This window comes from Streptomyces sp. SCA2-17 (genome assembly GCF_044336695.1).
On record NZ_CP117521.1, the window covers coordinates 6,909,490 to 6,926,684 of the forward strand.

Annotated in this window: 18 protein-coding genes; 8 read left to right on the forward strand and 10 right to left on the reverse strand. The window is 71.4% G+C overall.

Translation table 11 applies throughout. The features are described from left to right. The first annotated feature begins 1,262 nt into the window (after positions 1–1,262). Both PS271_RS30560 and PS271_RS30565 read left to right on the forward strand, forming a co-directional pair. Complete coding sequence (locus tag PS271_RS30560) at positions 1,263–1,835, forward strand: N-acetylmuramoyl-L-alanine amidase (RefSeq protein WP_398386395.1); 573 nt, start codon at positions 1,263–1,265, stop codon at positions 1,833–1,835. Positions 1,836–1,950: 115 nt separating this feature from the next. Then, a complete protein-coding gene (locus tag PS271_RS30565; protein ID WP_398387125.1) occupies positions 1,951–2,532 on the forward strand; it encodes a hemerythrin domain-containing protein in 582 nt (193 codons plus the stop codon). A 171-nt stretch (positions 2,533–2,703) separates the two neighbouring features. On the opposite strand, the gene PS271_RS30570 is transcribed toward PS271_RS30565, so the two are convergent. After that, positions 2,704–3,369: an HhH-GDP family DNA glycosylase gene (locus PS271_RS30570; protein ID WP_398386397.1), complete on the reverse strand. Its 666-nt coding sequence runs from the start codon at positions 3,367–3,369 to the stop codon at positions 2,704–2,706. Positions 3,370–3,618: 249 nt separating this feature from the next. Between PS271_RS30570 and PS271_RS30575 the strand changes: the two genes are divergently transcribed. Beyond that, positions 3,619–4,263 (forward strand): diguanylate cyclase, encoded by a 645-nt coding sequence (locus PS271_RS30575; protein ID WP_398386399.1) that lies wholly within the window; start codon positions 3,619–3,621, stop codon positions 4,261–4,263. Beyond that, positions 4,260–5,264, forward strand: a complete 1,005-nt coding sequence (locus PS271_RS30580; RefSeq protein ID WP_398386401.1) for an SMP-30/gluconolactonase/LRE family protein — start codon at positions 4,260–4,262, stop codon at positions 5,262–5,264. Before PS271_RS30575 ends, PS271_RS30580 begins: the two co-directional genes overlap by 4 nt. A gap of 68 nt (positions 5,265–5,332) precedes the next feature. On the opposite strand, the gene PS271_RS30585 is transcribed toward PS271_RS30580, so the two are convergent. The 5 genes from PS271_RS30585 to PS271_RS30605 form a co-directional block, all read right to left on the reverse strand. Beyond that, positions 5,333–5,581, reverse strand: coding sequence for a hypothetical protein (locus PS271_RS30585; protein ID WP_398386402.1), 249 nt, complete (start codon positions 5,579–5,581; stop codon positions 5,333–5,335). A gap of 87 nt (positions 5,582–5,668) precedes the next feature. Then, positions 5,669–7,306, reverse strand: coding sequence for an ABC-F family ATP-binding cassette domain-containing protein (locus tag PS271_RS30590; protein ID WP_398386403.1), 1,638 nt, complete (start codon positions 7,304–7,306; stop codon positions 5,669–5,671). A 335-nt stretch (positions 7,307–7,641) separates the two neighbouring features. Continuing rightward, a complete protein-coding gene (locus PS271_RS30595; RefSeq protein ID WP_398386404.1) occupies positions 7,642–8,439 on the reverse strand; it encodes an SDR family NAD(P)-dependent oxidoreductase in 798 nt (265 codons plus the stop codon). Between the two features lie 324 nt (positions 8,440–8,763). Beyond that, positions 8,764–8,991 carry a hypothetical protein gene (locus tag PS271_RS30600; RefSeq protein WP_398386405.1) on the reverse strand — a complete coding sequence of 76 codons (228 nt, stop codon included), beginning with the start codon at positions 8,989–8,991 and terminating at the stop codon, positions 8,764–8,766. 219 nt (positions 8,992–9,210) lie between these two features. Next, positions 9,211–9,405: a DUF1272 domain-containing protein gene (locus PS271_RS30605; protein ID WP_398386407.1), complete on the reverse strand. Its 195-nt coding sequence runs from the start codon at positions 9,403–9,405 to the stop codon at positions 9,211–9,213. Positions 9,406–9,603: 198 nt separating this feature from the next. On the opposite strand from PS271_RS30605, the gene PS271_RS30610 reads away from it, so the two are divergent. Next, on the forward strand, positions 9,604–10,533 hold the full coding sequence (locus PS271_RS30610) for an NAD-dependent epimerase/dehydratase family protein (RefSeq protein ID WP_398386409.1): 930 nt from the start codon (positions 9,604–9,606) through the stop codon (positions 10,531–10,533). Positions 10,534–10,549: 16 nt separating this feature from the next. Here the strand turns inward: PS271_RS30610 and PS271_RS30615 are convergent, their stop codons facing one another. Next, positions 10,550–12,187, reverse strand: coding sequence for an ADP-ribosyltransferase domain-containing protein (locus PS271_RS30615; protein WP_398386410.1), 1,638 nt, complete (start codon positions 12,185–12,187; stop codon positions 10,550–10,552). Between the two features lie 181 nt (positions 12,188–12,368). Here PS271_RS30615 and PS271_RS30620 point away from each other — a divergent pair, with 181 nt between their 5' ends. The 3 genes from PS271_RS30620 (at position 12,369) to PS271_RS30630 (ending at position 14,873) form a co-directional block, all read left to right on the forward strand. Further along, entirely contained in the window at positions 12,369–13,046 is a 678-nt protein-coding gene (locus PS271_RS30620) for a macro domain-containing protein (RefSeq protein ID WP_398386411.1), read from the forward strand. A gap of 201 nt (positions 13,047–13,247) precedes the next feature. Next, positions 13,248–13,763, forward strand: coding sequence for an FHA domain-containing protein (locus PS271_RS30625; protein WP_435844880.1), 516 nt, complete (start codon positions 13,248–13,250; stop codon positions 13,761–13,763). Between the two features lie 192 nt (positions 13,764–13,955). Further along, entirely contained in the window at positions 13,956–14,873 is a 918-nt protein-coding gene (locus tag PS271_RS30630) for a YwqG family protein (RefSeq protein ID WP_398386412.1), read from the forward strand. Between the two features lie 79 nt (positions 14,874–14,952). Here the strand turns inward: PS271_RS30630 and PS271_RS30635 are convergent, their stop codons facing one another. From PS271_RS30635 to nadC, 3 genes are all read right to left on the reverse strand, one after another. Further along, a complete protein-coding gene (locus PS271_RS30635) occupies positions 14,953–15,246 on the reverse strand; it encodes a DUF1330 domain-containing protein (protein ID WP_398386413.1) in 294 nt (97 codons plus the stop codon). A 106-nt stretch (positions 15,247–15,352) separates the two neighbouring features. Beyond that, on the reverse strand, positions 15,353–16,225 hold the full coding sequence (locus tag PS271_RS30640; RefSeq protein WP_398386414.1) for a PhzF family phenazine biosynthesis protein: 873 nt from the start codon (positions 16,223–16,225) through the stop codon (positions 15,353–15,355). Continuing rightward, on the reverse strand, positions 16,213–17,106 hold the full coding sequence (gene nadC / locus PS271_RS30645; RefSeq protein WP_398386415.1) for a carboxylating nicotinate-nucleotide diphosphorylase: 894 nt from the start codon (positions 17,104–17,106) through the stop codon (positions 16,213–16,215). Before nadC ends, PS271_RS30640 begins: the two co-directional genes overlap by 13 nt. Between the last annotated feature and the right edge of the window lie 89 nt (positions 17,107–17,195).

Here is a 17,195-nt window from a genome sequence, read left to right on the forward strand (position 1 = left end):
CGGGCGCGTGAGTCGGCGCGCAAACCTCGGGAGGGTGTGAAGGCGTGGTTTTCCGCCTATCGGACGAACCTTGGGGAAGCGCGGGCGGCCCTACTGAGGGGGCGTGCAGGCTGTTCCGCGTGATGGGGTGGGAGCGGAGAACAGGGTACGCAGCGCTACTGGCCACGGCCGTCGTCCTCACGGTGACGGGCGCGGCCGCGGCGGACGACGGCGGCGCGCATGCCGTGGTGGGCAACACCTCGGTGAACGCCCTCCTGCACAACCTCCCGAGCCTGCTGCCGCCGCATCCGCCGTCGCACGCCAAGGTGAACGCACTGGGCGGCGCCGCACAGGCGGAGGTGACCGACAACGGCAGGGGGTGCCTGGACGTCACCGCGCAGGTGCTCGCAACAGTGGAGGCGGAGGTGTGGCTGAAGTGCCGCAACACGCCGCCGGCCGCCCCCGCGCCACCCGGCCCCGGCGCACCGGCTCCCGCCCCGCCAGCCCCCGCCCCACCGGCGCCTGCCCCACCCGCCCCTGCTCCGCCGGCTCCGGCGCCCCCCGCACCCCCGGCTCCCGCCCCGCCACCCGCGCCCGCGCCGCCTGCCCCGCCTGCGCCCGTACCGCCCGGGCCCGGCGCCCCCGCGCCCGGTGCTCCCGCTCCCGCCCCTCCTGCCCCGCCCGCGCCGGGAGCCCCGGCTCCTGCCCCACCGGCCCCTGCCCCCGCGCCACCCGCTCCCGCACCGCCGGCCCCGCCCGCTCCCGCACCGCCGGCCCCGCCCGCCCCCGCGCCTCCACCCCCGCCCGCGCCCGGCGCACCTGCTCCCGCTCCGCCTGCCCCGCCCGCACCTCCCGCTCCACCGCCGCCCGCACCCGCCCCGCCGCCGGCGGTCCCCCCGGCCCCGGCGCCCCCGGCTCCGGCACCTCCTCCTGCGCCTCCGGCTCCCGCCCCCGCGCCCCCGGCCCAACTCCCGCCGCCCCCGGCACCTGTCGTCAACGCGCCGCCGGCTCCCGCCCCGCCACCCGCCCCCGCCCCTGCCCCGCCGCCTCCGGCAACGGCCCCGAAGCCCCCCGCCCGCCCGCAGGCACCGGCAAACCGCCGTCCCGTCTACCGAAACGCCATCAAATCCATCGGCCAGAAGAAGGTCGGCGGCGTGTCGATGGTCGAGCTCACCCTGCTGCTCACCGTCCCGGCCGTGCTGGCAGCGGCCCTGCTGCGGCCACGCTCGGCCACCCGGCGAAACCGGTAGGCCGCCACGTACAGCCGCGTACAGTCGGATCCCATGGGCCTCATGGGACGTTACGGCTGTGACCACCTCGTCAGCTGGTATCACCGGCTGCCCGAGCGCCGTCTCGACGCCATCACCACGGTGGTGCTGCACGCCACCGAACTCCCCGGCTTCGACGAGGCATTGCTGGAAGCCGAGAAGACGGCGCGGGAGAGCGAGAGCGGGCGCGGCGTGTGCGGGCACCTGTACATCGACCGCGACGGTACGGTGCATCAGCTCGTCCCGCTCGAACGCGTCGCACAGCACGTCCAGGGACACAACACCCCGTCGATCGGCATCGAGCTGATCAACCGCGGGCGGTACCCCCGGTGGTTCGACGCCGGCCACCAGACCCCGACGGAGCCGTTCCCGCCCGCACAGGTGCAGTCCCTCATGGACGTCCTGACGACCCTCCGCACGGACTGCCCCCGCCTCACCGACCTCCACCGGCACAGCGATCTCGACACGGCCCTGGTCCCGGCCGCCGACCGCCCCGAGGTGCAGGTGCACCGCCGCATCGACCCCGGACCGCTCTTCCCCTGGGCCGAAGTCGCCGAGTTCTGGGCCGGTCTCAGCCTCCGGACCTGACCCCGAGTCCCTTCGGCAGGGCCTTCGGCGGAGTCTTCGGTGTGTCAGGGCCACGGCCCGGGGTACGCGCACGACCGTGCCGACGCATACGACCGACATCCCCGAGGAGGACACCATGGGGTACACGGACACCGCCGGCCAGCGGCCGGAGAGCAACGACGTCGTGGCGCTGCTGATGAATCAGCACGAGCAGATCCGGACCCTGCTCGACGACGTGCTGGAGCGCACCGGAGAGGAGCGGCGGCATGCCTTCCGGCAGCTCGTCCACCTGCTCGCGGTGCACGAGACGGCCGAGGAAGAGGTCGTTCACCCGTACGCCCGGCAGGCCGCCGACGGCGGCGAGCACGTAGTGGCCGACCGGCTCAAGGAAGAGAACGAGGCCAAGCGGAGCCTGAAGCGCCTGGAGCACATGGACCCCGACGGCCCCGCCTTCGTGGAGGAGTTCACCTCCCTGCGCGACTCCGTGCGCGCCCACGCGCGGGCCGAGGAAACCTACGAGTTCACCCGTCTGCTGGAGGCGGGCGACCCCGCCCGGCTGCAGGCACTCGCCAAGGCCGTGCGCGCGGCGGAAGCCGTCGCGCCCACCCGCCCGCACCCGGGGACGGAGTCCCTTACCGGGAACGCCCTGCTCGGCCCCCCGGCTGCCGTGGCGGACCGCGCCCGTGACGCGATGCGCAAGGCGCTGGGCCGGACCTGAGCCCCGGGCGGCCGCCGCCGGGCGCACGCTGCGGCGGGTTGCCCGGCAGGCCGCACCGCCGGCCCGTCCGGGCCGGCTGCCCGGACCGCTCCGACCGGCTGGTCGCCGACCTCGGCCCGCCGGCCGCCTCCCGCGGTGACTTCACCGCCTCACGCGAAGCCGCCCTGCCGGTCAGTCCCCCTTCCCGGCACGGGCGGCTTCCTTCACCTCACCGGCGATCTCCTTGTCCAGCGCGGCCCTCACCAGCGCGGCCGCGAACGCCGGAGCGTCCTCGCGCCCGACCAGCCGTGCCAGCGCCCCGGGAGTGCTCGGCAAGCCCAGGCGTGCGGCGCCCTCACCGGCCTTGCCGTCGAAACACGGATGCACCTCCGGCCACACGCCCTGCACTTCCCGCAGGAAGATGGCCACCCCCGCCGGCCCGAGCCCCGGGAGCTCCTGCAACAGCTTCCGCAGCCGCTTCGGATCGCCGTCCGCCTCCTCACGCATCCGCCGGACGTCGCCCCCGTAACGGTCGAGGAGCAGTTGCGCGCCGTCGCCGAGCTGGGTGGCGGTGCGCTCGTCGTAGCGGCGGTAGCCGCCCTCGCCCAGCGCGTCCACACGCTGCTGCCAGGTCGCCCCGGCCATCCGCCGCGGATCCTTCATCCCGGCCTTCGCCAGACAGCGGGCGGCGTCAACCGCGACGGACGCCCGGATCCGCGCGCTGAGCAGGGAGGCCAGCACGAGGAGCCGGTACAGCGGTTGCGGGGTGTCCCGCAGCCGGATGCCCGCCTCCTCGGCGTACGTCCGCCCGTACATCCGCAGCAGCGTGGCCGCGATCCGCTTGTTGCTGGTGCCCATGGAACGAGTGTGTCCTGACGGGCCCGGCCCCGCACGGCATCCGCAGCCGGCTTCGCCCCTAGCCGGCTTCGCCCCTGATCACATGATTCGGCCGTTCTCCGCGCGCGGCTGCATAGCAGGGGACGAGGGGGTAGACGTATACGCGTGTGGCGGTCTGATCGTCATACCGCGCACCGCCGCCCACGGCACCCGACCGGCACCGCGGCCGGTCCGCCGTTTCGCCCGACCCTCTTCTCCCCGGAGGCTTCCATGGCTCGCTCCGGCACGACCTTCGTCCGCACCTGGCAGCACTGGCGCCGCGGACGCGACCTCTCCGTCCCGGCCCGCTCCACCACCGTCGAGGACGCCAACCGGCGCTTCCTGCTCTACGGGGCGCTCCCGCTGTGGGTCGTCCCCGCGGTCGCCGACTGGTGGATGCACAAGAAGACCCGCATCGAGCACACGAGCGGCGTGAAGGAATCCGCCGTCCACGCGCTGATGATGACCGAGGCCGGTATCCCCGTCGCGATGGGACTCCTGGCCAGGATCAACCCGCTCGTCCTCTCCGTGATGGGAGGGGCCGCCGTCGCCCACGGCGCCACGGCCCTCTACGACGTCAGCCTGGCCACGGCGGAGCGCGAAGTGCGCCCCGTGGAGCAGCACATCCACAGCTTCCTGGAAGTGCTGCCCCTGTCGGCAATGGCGTTCACCGCCTGCCTGCACGCCGACGAGGTCCGCGCGGCGCTGCGCGGCGGGCCGGGCGCCCAGGACTGGGCCCTCATGCCCAAGGACAGGCCGCTGTCCGCGAAGTACCTCGCCGGGCTCGGCGCGGTGATCTGTGCCGGGGTGATCCTCCCGTACGCCGAGGAGTTCTCCCGGTGCCTCCGCGCCCGGCGTAAGCCGGAGGCTTCATGAGGCGCCCAGCCACTGCCGCCCGTGCTACGCCGCTCCGGCCGCTGCCGCCCCTGCGCATGCTCCGCATCGGGGGAACGGGGCCGGAGGACGTCGTCGTCGATGACGCCGGGCGGGTGCTCACCGGCACCGGCGACGGCCGGATCCGGCGGATCACCCTGCCCGGCCCGCGCAGCGGCGCGCGGGTCGAGGAGATCGCCCGGACGGGCGGCAGGCCGCTCGGACTGGAGACACTGCCCGACGGCCGGATCCTCGTCTGCGACGCGGAACGGGGGCTGCTCCGCATCACTCCTGGGGACGGAGGGGCGACGCGAGCCCGGACCGAGGTGCTCGTGGACTCGGTGGCGGGCACCCCCCTGAAGTTCTGCAGCAACGTGACCGCCGCCGCGGACGGCACCCTCTACTTCACCGCCTCCAGCCTGCGGTACGGGCTGGGCGACTGGCAGGCCGACATCGTCGAGCACTCCGGCACCGGCCGGCTGCTGCGCCTCCGGCCGGGCGAGCGTGAACCCGAGGTGCTCCTCGACGATCTCCAGTTCGCGAACGGGGTGGCCCTGTCGGCCGACGAGTCCTACGTCGCCGTGGCCGAAACCGGCGCGTACCGGCTCATCCGCCTCCGGCTCACCGGCCCCCGGTCAGGCGCGCGTGACACCCTGACCGGCGATCTGCCGGGCTTCCCCGACAACCTCTCCCGCAGCGCCGACGGGACCCTCTGGACCGCCCTGGCCGCGCCCCGCACGGCGCCCCTCGAATGGCTCCACCGCGCGCCCGCGGCCGTACGGCGCGGCGCGGCTGCCGCGGCGGCCCGCCTGCGTGTGCCCCCACGCCGTGTCGCGCGCCTCATCGGCGTCGACGCCGGCGGTCGCATCACCCACGACCTGGGACGGCACGGCACCGGCTACAGGATGATCACCAGCGTGTACGAACACGAAGGCACCCTCGTACTCGGCAGCCTGCTGGAGCCGGGCATCGCCCTGTGCGAACTCCCGCCCTCGCCGGCCTGAGCCGGGGAGAAGCCGTGCAGGCGGGTCCGTACGCATACACCCGTACGGACCCACCTGCACGGAACTGCTCAGGCGGCGTGCTTGCCCCTGCCCCTGGCGAACGGCCCGGCGGACGGCGCCCGGCCGGCCGGCGGGGCCGGCTCCTGACGCGAGGCGGGCCCCTCACCGGAAAGCCCGGGGACGGCTCGCAGGCGGCGGCGCGGGGCCTGTTCAGGGCGTTCGGCCGCGGAGCCGCTCAGCATTCGTTCCTCGTAGCGGCCCAGGGCGAGCACCACGCACAACATCAAAGGGGGCAGGAGGAGAGCGACGGCGACCACGGGGGCCCCTTTCGCAGTGGCGGTGGTTTCCCCTCCCGCGTTGCCGTACACGCCTGCTGCAAACACCGCGGTCCGCCGAATGGGAATTTACGTAGCCATTTCCGCCCGCACCTCCTCGGCCGACGTGTCCTGAAGTTCGCCGTCCAGTCGCAGCCAGCGCGTAATAGCGATGGATTCCAGAAAGCGGATGTCGTGGCTGGCCACGATCAGTGCGCCTTCGTACGAATCCAGGGCCGTGGCGAGCTGGCGGATGCTTGCCATGTCCAGGTTGTTCGTCGGTTCGTCCAGCATCAGCAGCTGCGGGGCGGGCTCGGCGAGCATCAGGGCCGCCAGAGCGGCCCGGAAGCGCTCTCCGCCCGACAAGGTCCCGGCGTTCTGGTCAGCCCGTGCCCCCTTGAACAGGAACCGGGCCAGCTGGGCCCTGATCCGGTTGCCGGTGGCGCCGGGTGCGAAACGCGCCACGTTGCCGGCGACCGTCAGCTCCTCGTCGAGCACGTCGAGGCGCTGCGGCAGGAACCGCAGAGGCACGTGCACCACGGCCTCCCCGGAGAGCGCCTCCAGCTCGCCGGCGATCGTCCGCAGGAGCGTCGTCTTGCCCGCGCCGTTGCGGCCGATGAGGGCGATCCTCTCGGGGCCGCGCAGCTCGAACTCGCCGTCGACCCGTGCCCCGTACTTCAGGTGGAGATCGCGCAGCGCGAGGACGGAGCGGCCGTGCGGCACTGCCGTGTGGGGGAGGTCGACGCGGATCTCGTCGTCGTCGCGCACGGCCTCCTCCGCCTTGCCGAGCCGCTCCTTCGCCTCGGCCAGCTTCTCCTCGTGCATGATGCGGTGCTTGCCCGCGGAGGCCTGGGCCTGGCGCTTGCGCTCGCCCATGACGATCTTGGGCTCGCGCTTGCTGTCCCACATCTTCTGGCCGTACCGCTTGCGGCGGGCGAGCTTGACCTGGGCGTCCGCCAGTTCGCGCTTCTGCTTGCGCAGGTCGGACTCGGCGACCCGCACCAGCCGTTCGGCCGCGTCCTGTTCGGCGGCGAGGGCCTCCTCGTACGCCGAGAAGTTGCCTCCGTACCAGGAGACCTCGCCCGCCCGCAGTTCGGCGATCTGGTCGACCCGGTCGAGGAGCTCACGGTCGTGGCTGACCACGACCATGACGCCGGACCAGGCCTCGACAACCGCGTACAGGCGCCGGCGCGCGGACAGGTCGAGGTTGTTGGTCGGCTCGTCCAGCAGGAGCACGTCGGGACGGCGCAGCAGCAGCGCGGCCAGGCGCAGCAGGACCGACTCCCCGCCCGACACCTCGCCGATGGTGCGGTCCAGACCGATGCCGCCCAGGCCCAGCCCGGCGAGCGTCGCCGTGGCGCGCTCCTCGACGTCCCAGTCGTCGCCGACCGCAGCGAAGTGCTCCTCGCGGACGTCGCCCGCCTCGATGGCGTGCAGGGCGGCGCGGGTGGCGGCAATGCCGAGGACGTCCTCGACGCGGAGCGAGGTGTCGAGCGTGGTGTTCTGCGGCAGGTACCCGATCTCGCCGGCGACGCGCACCGAGCCCTCGGCGGGAGTGAGCTCTCCGGTGATCAGCTTCACCAGGGTCGACTTTCCCGAGCCGTTGAGGCCGATGAGGCCGGTTTTCCCGGGCCCGAAGGCGACCTGAAGGCCGTCGAAGACGGTCGTGCCGTCCGGCCAGGTGTAGGAGAGCGATGAGCAGGTGATGAAAGCAGGAGAAGTAGACAAGTGGGCCTCGTAATCGTCGTAATCGTCGCTGGAAAGGTGTCCGGGGACAACGCCGGGGCGGGGGCGAGCACCGCAGGGCGACCAGAACCGACGAGAGGCAGGAAAGGGAATCCCTGCATCGGCGGGAGGGGGACGGCTCAATGCGTCGAGGTCGCACACGGAACGCGGGCAGCGGCGGCGTTAAGGCGCTGCTGCGTAGCGCGGTGGCTCAAGACCTCAGACGAGCAACGTCCTACTCCGATCGACGACAACAGGGCGTTATGCAACGTAGAGGGGAGGTGGTGGCGGCGTCAACGTAATTAAGTTCCACTCGCGACGCCACCACCGGCTGCCGGCTAGCCGGCCGTGAGGCCGCCGTCGCAGGCCAGGACGGTGCCGGTGGTCCACCGGGATTCGTCGGAGAGCAGGAAGAGCGCGGCGCGCGCCATGTCATCCGGGTCGGCTATGCCGTTCATCGGGAAGTGCGACGCCTGCTCGGCGCGTGCTTCGTCGGTCGTCAGCCAGTTATCCAGCATTTCCGAGCGGGTCAGGCCCGGGGCGACGGCGTTGATCCGGATGCCGTCGCGCGCGTAGTCGAGGGCCGCGCTCTTCAGCAGGCCGGCGAGGGCGAACTTGGCGGCCGAGTAGTCGCTCGCGTAGGCGCTCCCCGCGAGACCGGCGGTCGACGAGCAGAGCACGATCGAGCCGCCGCCGGCCGTGTCCAGCATGGCCGGGATCTCGTACTTCATCGACAGGAACGATCCGCGCAGATGGGTCGCGACGACCTTGTCGAAGTGCGCCGTGTCCACCTCGTGCAGCCGTTTGCCGGCCCCCGGCACACCGGCGTTGTTGAACGCCCCGTCGATCCGTCCGAAGACCCGTACCGTCTCGTCGACGGCCGCCGCCATGGAATGCTCGTCGGTCACGTCGCACCGCAGGGGCAGCACGTCGTGCCCTTCCCGCTTGAGTTCGCCGGCCAGCGCGGTGAGCCGGTCCTCGCGGCGGGCGGCTGCCGCGACGTGTGCGCCCTCGGCGGCGAACCGGCGGACCGCGGCGGCACCGATGCCGCTGGACGCCCCGGTCACCAGGATCACCTGGCCCGCGAGTCGGTCGGCGGTGAAGGACAGCGGAGCGGGCTGCTGGTACGTCGTCATGTCGTCATTCCCTTCGTACGGTTGTGCGTACGTGCCACTGTGATCGACAAGGCCTGTGCAGGTGAACGGACATGCGTCTCAGCAGCCGGATCCGTCCGAATCAGGTCGTTCCGGCGGGAGGAATGGCGTATTTCCGTTGAATTCGACTGAACTCAACTCAACGGGCCGGCTCATCCGGGGAGGTTCGCGTGACCCGCTCACCACTGGCGTTCGCCGACCGCTCAGGGGCGGCCGCCTGCGCAGGCAGATACGCGTGCCTGGCGGAGGATTGGGCGGTGAGAGCTCGTACCAGGGGATCGACGGATGCCGTGGCCAGAAGCGCGGTCAGAGCATGGCCGTGAAGACTTCGCCGGTCGGAGAGCCCCGTGAGGGCGAAGAGAACGGAATGAGCAGCGCGCCCGTGTACTGGAACGGGGCTTCCAGGGGCAGCCGCAGCTCCGGAGGGAGGTCGCGGGGCATGGTGGGCCGGACCGTGCCCCGGGCCGTCGTGAGCAGCGCGACCAGCGAACACCAGGCGACGACCTCGGTGATGGCCCCGCAGGCAGTGGCCATCGTGCCCACCCGGCCGCTGGGCGAGCAGTGCCGCGGAGACGGCCACCGCCAAGGTGAAGAGCACGGTCAGGGAAGCCGTCGTGGCGGTGAGAACGGAACGCAGGCGGCCGCGCAACCTGCGTGGCCCCTCCACTCGATTGAGTGGAGGGGCCATCGAGGAGTTTCGCCCCTGTGGGACGGGGGTGATGAGGACGAAGGCGGTGCCGCGCGCCCCGTCGCTTATGGTGTGGCAGGGGCCGGAATGCGGCGGGGGCGTGCCACGAGTTCGCCGCCGCAGTTGGGGCACACGTCGTTCATGGCATCGCTGCACGGTACGCAGAACGTGCACTCGTGCGAGCAGATGCGGGCGGGCGAGTCCGCCATCAGCACGGCGCTCTCACATCGTTCGCAGCGGTCGCGCATTTCCAGGGCCATGGCTACTCCTCGGCGGGTAAGGGCATCCGCTGCCTGATCGCCGGCAACGGATGAGGTCGGAGTCATTCTTGGCAGAGGGGCCTTGGCCGAAAAGCGTCGGCGGGGCCAGCTTTGCGCAAGATCGGGCCAGCAGGGGCAGGGGCGGCATACCGGGCACCAGGAATCAGGAACAGGGCACGCTCGCGCTAGTGTGCGCAGGTGAGTCTTTATGTGGTTGTGGGATTCGGGGCCGCCGGGGCGGCCACCGCTCGGCTGCTGGCCGAGAAAGGCCATGCGGTACGGGTCGTCACCAAGTCAGGCCGGAGCCCGGAACCCGGCATCGAGCACGTCGCGCTGGACGCGACGGACAGCAAGCAGCTGATCGAGGTGTCGCAGGGCGCGGCCGCGATCTACAGCTGCGCCGCACCGCCCTACCACCGCTGGGCGGCCGACTGGCCGCCCCTGGCCGGCTCGCTCTGCGCGGCGGCCGAGGCGACCGGCGCCGTCCTGGTGATGCTGGGCAACCTCTACGGCTACGGCCCGGTGGACGGTCCCATGACCGAAAACCTTCCCCTCGCGGCGAAGGGCACCAAGGGACGGGTGCGCGCCACGGTCTGGGAGCAGGCACAGGCGCTGCACGAGCAGGGCCGCATCAAGGCCGTCGAGGTACGGGCCTCGGACTTCTTCGGCCCCGGCGTCACCGACGGCGGGCACCTGGCTGCCCGGGTCATGCCACGCCTGCTGCGCGGCAAGCCCGTCTCCGCGCTCGGTGATCCGGACGCCCCGCACAGCTGGACCTACCTTCCCGACGTGGCCAGGGCCCTGGCCGAGGTCGCGGGCGAGGAGCGCGCGTGGGGGAGGGCCTGGCACGTCCCGACGGCGCCCGCGCTGTCCACCCGCGAGATGGTGGACCGCCTTGCCGCCCGATCCGGAACGGGACCGGTCGCGGTGCGTAAAATCTCCCCGGCCGCGCTGGGCCTCGCGTCGGTGTTCTCCCCGCTGATCCGCGAACTGAGGGAGATCCGCTACCAGTTCGACCGTCCCTTCGTCGTCGACTCGAGCGCGTACGAAGCCGAGTTCGCCGTACGAGCCACCGCCGTGGACGAGCAGGTCAGGGCGACGGTGGACTGGTGGCGTAAGCGACCCTAGCGGTCCCCGACCCCGCTCAGGACACCAAGGTCTGCTCTTCCAGCTCGGTCAGCTTCACCGTGCACAAACCACTGCGCTCGGTCGTCACGTCCGTCACCTTGAACTGCGTGCCCGGCGGGAGGATGAATTCCTCCTCGTCCGTGAACGCGGAGAAGTTGCGGATGCCCACCGCGCGGGCGGGGGTCACCTCGAAGAGCATCCGCTTGCCGCGGCTGCCGAGGAAGCCCCGTGCCACGCCGAGCTTGGACGTGCACGAGGACACACCCCACCAGGTCACGGTCCGGCCGAGCGGGTACTGCGCCCGCAGGTCCAGCGCCACACCGCGCCACAGCGGCTCCGTACGGGCGGGAAGCCTCGACACCGCCGAGAACAGCAGCCGCAGGTACGGCAGGTACGGCACGACCCTGGCCCGGTCCGGGGAGCGCAGGACGGCGTTGATCTCCCGGTAGAACGCGGACTCGCACGTATAGAGGTGGAGGGCGGCGATCGCATCGGCGTCCAGGTTGCCGTTGCGTGCCGCCTCGTCCGCCCGCCTCTTGCCGAATTCATGCGACAGCAAGACATGCCGGTTGAGTCCGGACAGCAGCTCGGCGACCGGTGCGGCGGCATCGCGGAAGCCCATGAGCGGGGTGTCGAACACACCGGTGATCGCGGGGAGGGCGAGCCCCTCGTCCTTTACGCCGGCGAGCCGGTCGAGGTACAGCTGGTGCAGTTCCATCGTGGAGGCGATGAAGGCACCCATGCGTGCGGCGACACCGCCGTCCGCCCGGCCGTCCTCCGCCGCGCGCTGGTTCCACCCCTTGCTCGGCAGCCAGTCGATCTCGTCGGCGCCCAGTGATGCGAGGGCCGCGTTCACGACGCCGAAATGCTCGCCTTCACAGAAAATGTCGCCCTGCGCGGCGGGGTTGGGGTGGTCGATGTGCCGGACCTCGACGTCCGGGTACTTCTCCTGGAGCCGGAGGACGACCTTCTTGAGGCTGCGTGCGTGGGCTCCCCACCACGCGAAGACGACACCGCGGTCCTCTTCGCCGGCGTTCTGCTTGGCCTTGAGGATCTCCTCGACGATCCGCTCGGCGACCGGACGCCAGAACGCGGAGTGCAGATCGGCATCGGCACCCCTGCCTCCGCTGCTGCTGGCGGTGAGCGCGGAGTTCAGCAGCAGGACGCCCTGCGTGAGCATCGCCTGGAACCACTCCGGCGGCTGGACGGTCTCCTGCTCCTTCAGCAGCGCGCGAACGTCGGCGATCGGAGTCTTCTTGGGTATGCCGTACTTCCACATCGCCGCCGCCTTGATGATGCAGCGGATGCTGACGACCCTGCCGAACTGGCTGTCCTTCCAGTCGTGGAAGGTGTTGTCGAACATGGCGATGCCGGTCGCGCTCTCCGGCCGCGGGTACGGGTTCTGACCGAAGACGACGACCTTCCACTTGTGCGGCGGGTTGGGCTTGAGCGCCTGGAAGGTCAGTTCGCGGACGGGGACGACCTCCGGGGCGCGGCCCGGACCGATGAACGCGGCCGCGTCCGGCTGCGCCTCGATGACCGGCTTCAGCAGCGGAAGCCACGGCTCACCGCCGCCCTTGAACAGCTCGGCGAGGGCCAGCGGGTCGCTCGGGTCGGGCGTGGCGGGCGTCGAGGGGAGGTGGGCATCGCTCATGGTGACGGAACTCCGGGGTTCGTGGGAGCCCGTCGGATGCCCGACGGACCTCACAGCTGTGCTGGACCCGACTGTTATACCGAGCGGGTCTGACAGCGGCCCCCGGCCGGAACGCCCTTGTCAGTGGGGCGCGGTAGCGTCATCGACGATTGATGGGCCGTATTCCCGATCGGAGTGGAGCATGACCATGGACCGTGCGCAGTCGTCGCTGAAGGTGGTGCTGACCGACCTCAACGCGTCGGTGGTGGAGGCGTGGCGGGCGGCGTTCGCCGGCACCCCCGGGATCGAGATCCGCAAGGGCTCGATCATCGATGAGAAGGCCGACGCCTGGGTCACCCCGACCAACTCCCGGGGCCGGATGGACGGCGGTGTCGACGCGGCCATCAAGCGGTATCTCGGAGCGGGCATCCAATTGCGCGTGCAGCGGGCGATCCGGGATCAGTACGAGGGAAGCCTTCCGGTGGGAAGCGCCGTGTGCGTTCCGTCCGGAGCGGTCAATCCGAAGTTCCTGATATCGACGCCCACGATGGAACACTCCTCGGAGAACGTCAGCGAGACCCTGAACGTGGCCCTGGCGTGCGCCGCCGCGTTCCAGGCGATCCACCGGCGCAACGAGGAGGCGCCGGGCAGCATCGAGTCGGTGGCCCTGGTCGGCATGGGCGCGCAGACCGGCCGGGTGCCGGCCCGGGTGTGCGCCAACCTGATGTGGACGGGCTACACGCTGTTCCACGACTACCGCTTCGATGACTACGACGACCTGCGGAACACGATCGTCGCCCAGCTCGACGACATCGAGAACGCGCCCGAAGAAAAGCCGGTACGCATCGCGCCGCCGCGGCGCACCACGTCGCGCCGCTGACCGAGGCGCCCGGCCCCGGGGGGGGGAGGGAGGACGGAGTGCCTGAGTTTCCATCAGCGGATGAGGGAAACGGCCATGTCTTTAGGGCCGTTGGCGCGGCTCGATGGCCGCTGGGTGGTGGGCGAGTCAATGATGTTGTGGACAGGGCGGTCCGAGAACCCGAGAATCACCTTTATGGCGTCTTCTGAGTTCCGTACGCGCGTGACACGGCCTTCCGAGGCCGACCGGGAGCGGGCCCTGGCGATCCTGCGCGACGGCACCGGCGACGGCAGGCTTTCCCACGACACGTTCATGCGTCGCATGGACCTCGTCCTGACCGCCCGCACCAGTGCCGAGATCGAGCTCGCCATGGCCGACCTCCCTGCCCGCGGGCGGTTCTCGGACTTCGTCCTGCGGATGGTGGGCCGCCTGTCCTCCTTCGGAGCCGGTGTGCGCGGAGCATGGCGCGGCGCGCGACTCCCCGGCCTCCGGCTCCCCGAGCCCGGCACGAAGCCGCTGACCATCGGCCGGGCCCCGGTCTCCGACCTGCGCCTCGCGGACGACACGGTCTCCCGCCGGCACGCGGAACTCCGCTGGCTCGACCACGGCTGGCGTCTGACGGACCTCGGCTCCCGCAACGGCACGTACGTCAACGGCCTGCGCATCGCCGGCTCCGTACGCGTCGGCCCCGGCGACCACGTGGCCTTCGGTGACCTGGGCTACCGTCTGTCGGTCTGACGATGTGCTGATCCGTTGCCGATCCGGCAGGAGAGGCCGTAGGCAGAGGGCGGCCTGCCACCGCCCTTTATCGCCAGGCACCAGGTACCAGGTGCCGGCCTCCGCCCGGGCCGCACCACGATCGATCATCGAAACATCCGACGGCAGCGACACACAGGACGATGCCGTCCGAACCAGGAGCACCAGCACATCATGGCCCGCAGACTTCCTCCGGCTCCCTGCAACGTGGAGGAGCTCATACCCGAGCTCGCCGGTCTCGCCCGGGAGACCACCTTGCTGTACCCCCGCAGCGGGGCCCCGGGCGTGTACGACAGTTCCATCGGCGGCCCGCTGCTGTGGCCGGCCGACGAGTCGTGGCCCACGTGCTCCGAGCCGGATCACTGGAAGCCGCTGCGCAAGCCTGTCGACGTGGTCGGGCCGGAGCCCGTGGCGATGGTGCCCGTCGCGCAGTTGTATGCGCGGGACGTGCCCGAGCTGCTGTTCCCGCCGGGCCGGGACGTCCTGCAGATCCTGTGGTGCCCGTTGATCCACGAAGGGGACGTGCCGGCCGCACGGCCGGAGCTGTACTGGCGCAGCGAACACGAGATCACCGCGGCAGGAGCGGGGATACTGACGGAGCCGCCGCGGCCGTACGAGTACGAAGAGGAGTTCGTGCCCCAGCCGTCCACGGTCTCGCCGACCAAGGCGGTGGAGTACCCGAACTGGGACATGCCTCCGGGCCTCTCTCAGACTCTGGAGGGACGCTTCGAGGCGTTCGAGGAGAGACTCGGCTCTTCGTACTGGGACGTCGCCACCACCATCCAGAGCAAGGTCGGCGGCTACCCGGGATGGACCCAGCCGCCCAACTGGCCGGACTGTGCCTGCGGCCGGCGCATGGAACACCTCCTGAGCATCACCGCCACCGAACCGGGCTACGGACGGTGGCTCCCCCTCGATGAGCACCGGGCCGACGGCCAGGAGCCGTCGTGGCGGACCGAGGCCGACCCCGCGGTCTTCGACGCCATCGGTCACGGCATGGAGATGGGCGGCCTCGGTGGCATGTACTTCTTCGTCTGCCCCACCTGCCCCACCTGCCCCGGCATGCCTTTCTCGTACCGCTACGACTGCTGAACGCCGGCCGCCCGGCAAGTAGTCACCTGGACGTGTGATTCCACCTGCGGCGGGACGGTGGCATCCGACCGGACCTCGGTCAGTCGAGGCCTTCGACGATGCGGAAGTCGCGCTCGACGCCCTCGGAGAGGGCGACCAGCGCCTCCTGGTAGGCCGCGCTCTCGCGCGCCGCGACGGCCTGCTCGAAGCTGTCGAACTCGACCAGGACGGTGCGCTCGGCGATTCCGGCGTCATACGCCACGACCCGACCGCCGCAGACGAGGGTCCGGCCGCCCCCGGGCTCGACGGCCAGAGGGGCCAGCTCGTCGTAAGCAGCCAGCTTCTCAGGGTCTGAAATGGTGCGGTAGACGCTGACCCAGTAGCCCTTGGGCATGGAAACCTCCAGTGTGGGGATGAGTGCATCTGGTGTACGGGTTGGTCTCGGAGGAGCGTCGCGGCCGTCCTCGCTGGTCTGCCGGCCACCGCGAGTCGCCTTCGTGTCAGCCGAGCCGGGGAATGCGGACGGCGCGCGCGATTCCTGCGGCGCCGCCCAGGCGGATCAGGGTGCCGGACGCGCTGCGTTGTGCGTTGGCGATGATCGTGGACGGGTGGCCGAGGTGATCGCCCATGTCGACCGCGATGCCGGTGACGCCCTGATCGGCGAGATACGCGGCCAGGCATGCGGTGCTGTTGGCGTTGGCGGCATCCTCGGGGACGCCGATCGACGGGGCGAACATCCGGGCCGCCGCCCGGCCGCCCGCATCGGGGATCGAGTAGGCGTAGCAGCCCAGCAGTCCGTAGCGGTCACAGGCATGGCGCAGCGCCGTGAAGTCCGGACGGAGTTCGGCCAGCACGGTGCGCGATCGCACGGGTATCAGGAGCCGTGGCCGGCCGGGTGAGGCCACGCAGGCGCCGTCGGGAAGGTCTTTGCTCGTCAGGCCGAGGGCGGTCGCGATGGCCCGGAGTTCGGGTTCCCCGGCCTCCCGCAGGCTGATCGGGCCCGGGTCGAAAGTGGCCGTCAGGCCGTCGTGTTCTCGCTTCGCCCAGCCTTCGAATACGCGACCTGTGGTGTGCAGCGCGGCCCGGTAATCGGCGTCGCCGCTGTGGCGCAGAGCAAGCAGCGCCAGTGCGGCGACCGTGCCGTGACCGCAGGCGGGCAACTCGCCTTCGCTGGTGAAGAACCGGAGCCGGTACGACGGCCGAGCCTGATCCTCGCCGTCCACCGCAGCGATGAAGACCGCGTGCGAGGTGCCTGTCGCCGCAGGGATGCGCCGTCGCTCGGCATCGGTGAAGGGCGCGTCGTCGAGAACGGCGGTCGGACTGCCGCCCTGGCCCAGCCGCCGGCACGCATCGATGATCGTCACCTCGGGCATGGCACCGCGTCCATCGTGATCAGCATCGTCAGGTCGAGCGCGGGCGCGCTGTGCGTCAGGGCGCCGATCGAGATGAGGTCGACGCCGGCATCGGCAAGGGCGCGAACCCGGTCCAGGGTGACGTTGCCGGAGGCCTCCAGGAGGATCTCCGAACCGCCGGAACGGCCGGCCCTCATGCGCATCACTTCTTCGATGTCGTCCACCTCCATGTTGTCGAGCATGAGCCAGCCGGCTCCCGCTTCCATGGCTTCGCGGGCCTGCGCGACGGTCTGCACTTCGACGTCGATCGGCACGCTCATCCCGGAATCGGCCATTCCCTTCCGGATCGCGTGGATCGCCGCGGTCACCCCGCCCGCGGCGGTGATGTGGTTCTCCTTCAGCAGGACCATCGCCGCCAGGGTGAGCCGGTGGTTGCTGCCACCGCCCACGGTGACGGCGTACTTGTCCAGCGCCCGCAGCCCCGGGGCGGTCTTGCGGGTGTCCAGGATCCGCGCCGGGGTTCCGGCCACGGCTTGGACGAAGCCGTCGGTGACCGTGGCGATGCCGCACAGGCGCTGGAGGAAGTTCAGCACCGTGCGCTCGGCGGTGATCAGGCTGCGAGCCGGTCCGGTCAGCCGCACCAGGACGTCCCCGGCCTGCACCCGCTCGCCGTCCGCGACCAGAGTCTCCACCTCGACCTCCGGGTCGGTCTGGGCGAAGACTTCGTGGACCACGGGCAGTCCGGCGGCGACACCGGGCCGGCGGGTGCTGATCTCGGCGGTGGCGATCAGATCGGCCGGGACGCTCCACAAGGTGGTGATGTCGTCGGCGGCCCTGTCCTCCGTCACGGCGGCGGCCACACTGGCCCGCGCCGCCGACGCGGGGAAATCGGCGATCTTCATGGGTGGTTCCTCACCTCTCAGAGATTGATCATCGTACCGACGAGGCCGTGGAGAGGGATCGTCCATGACGTGTTGCTCCGTTCAACAGG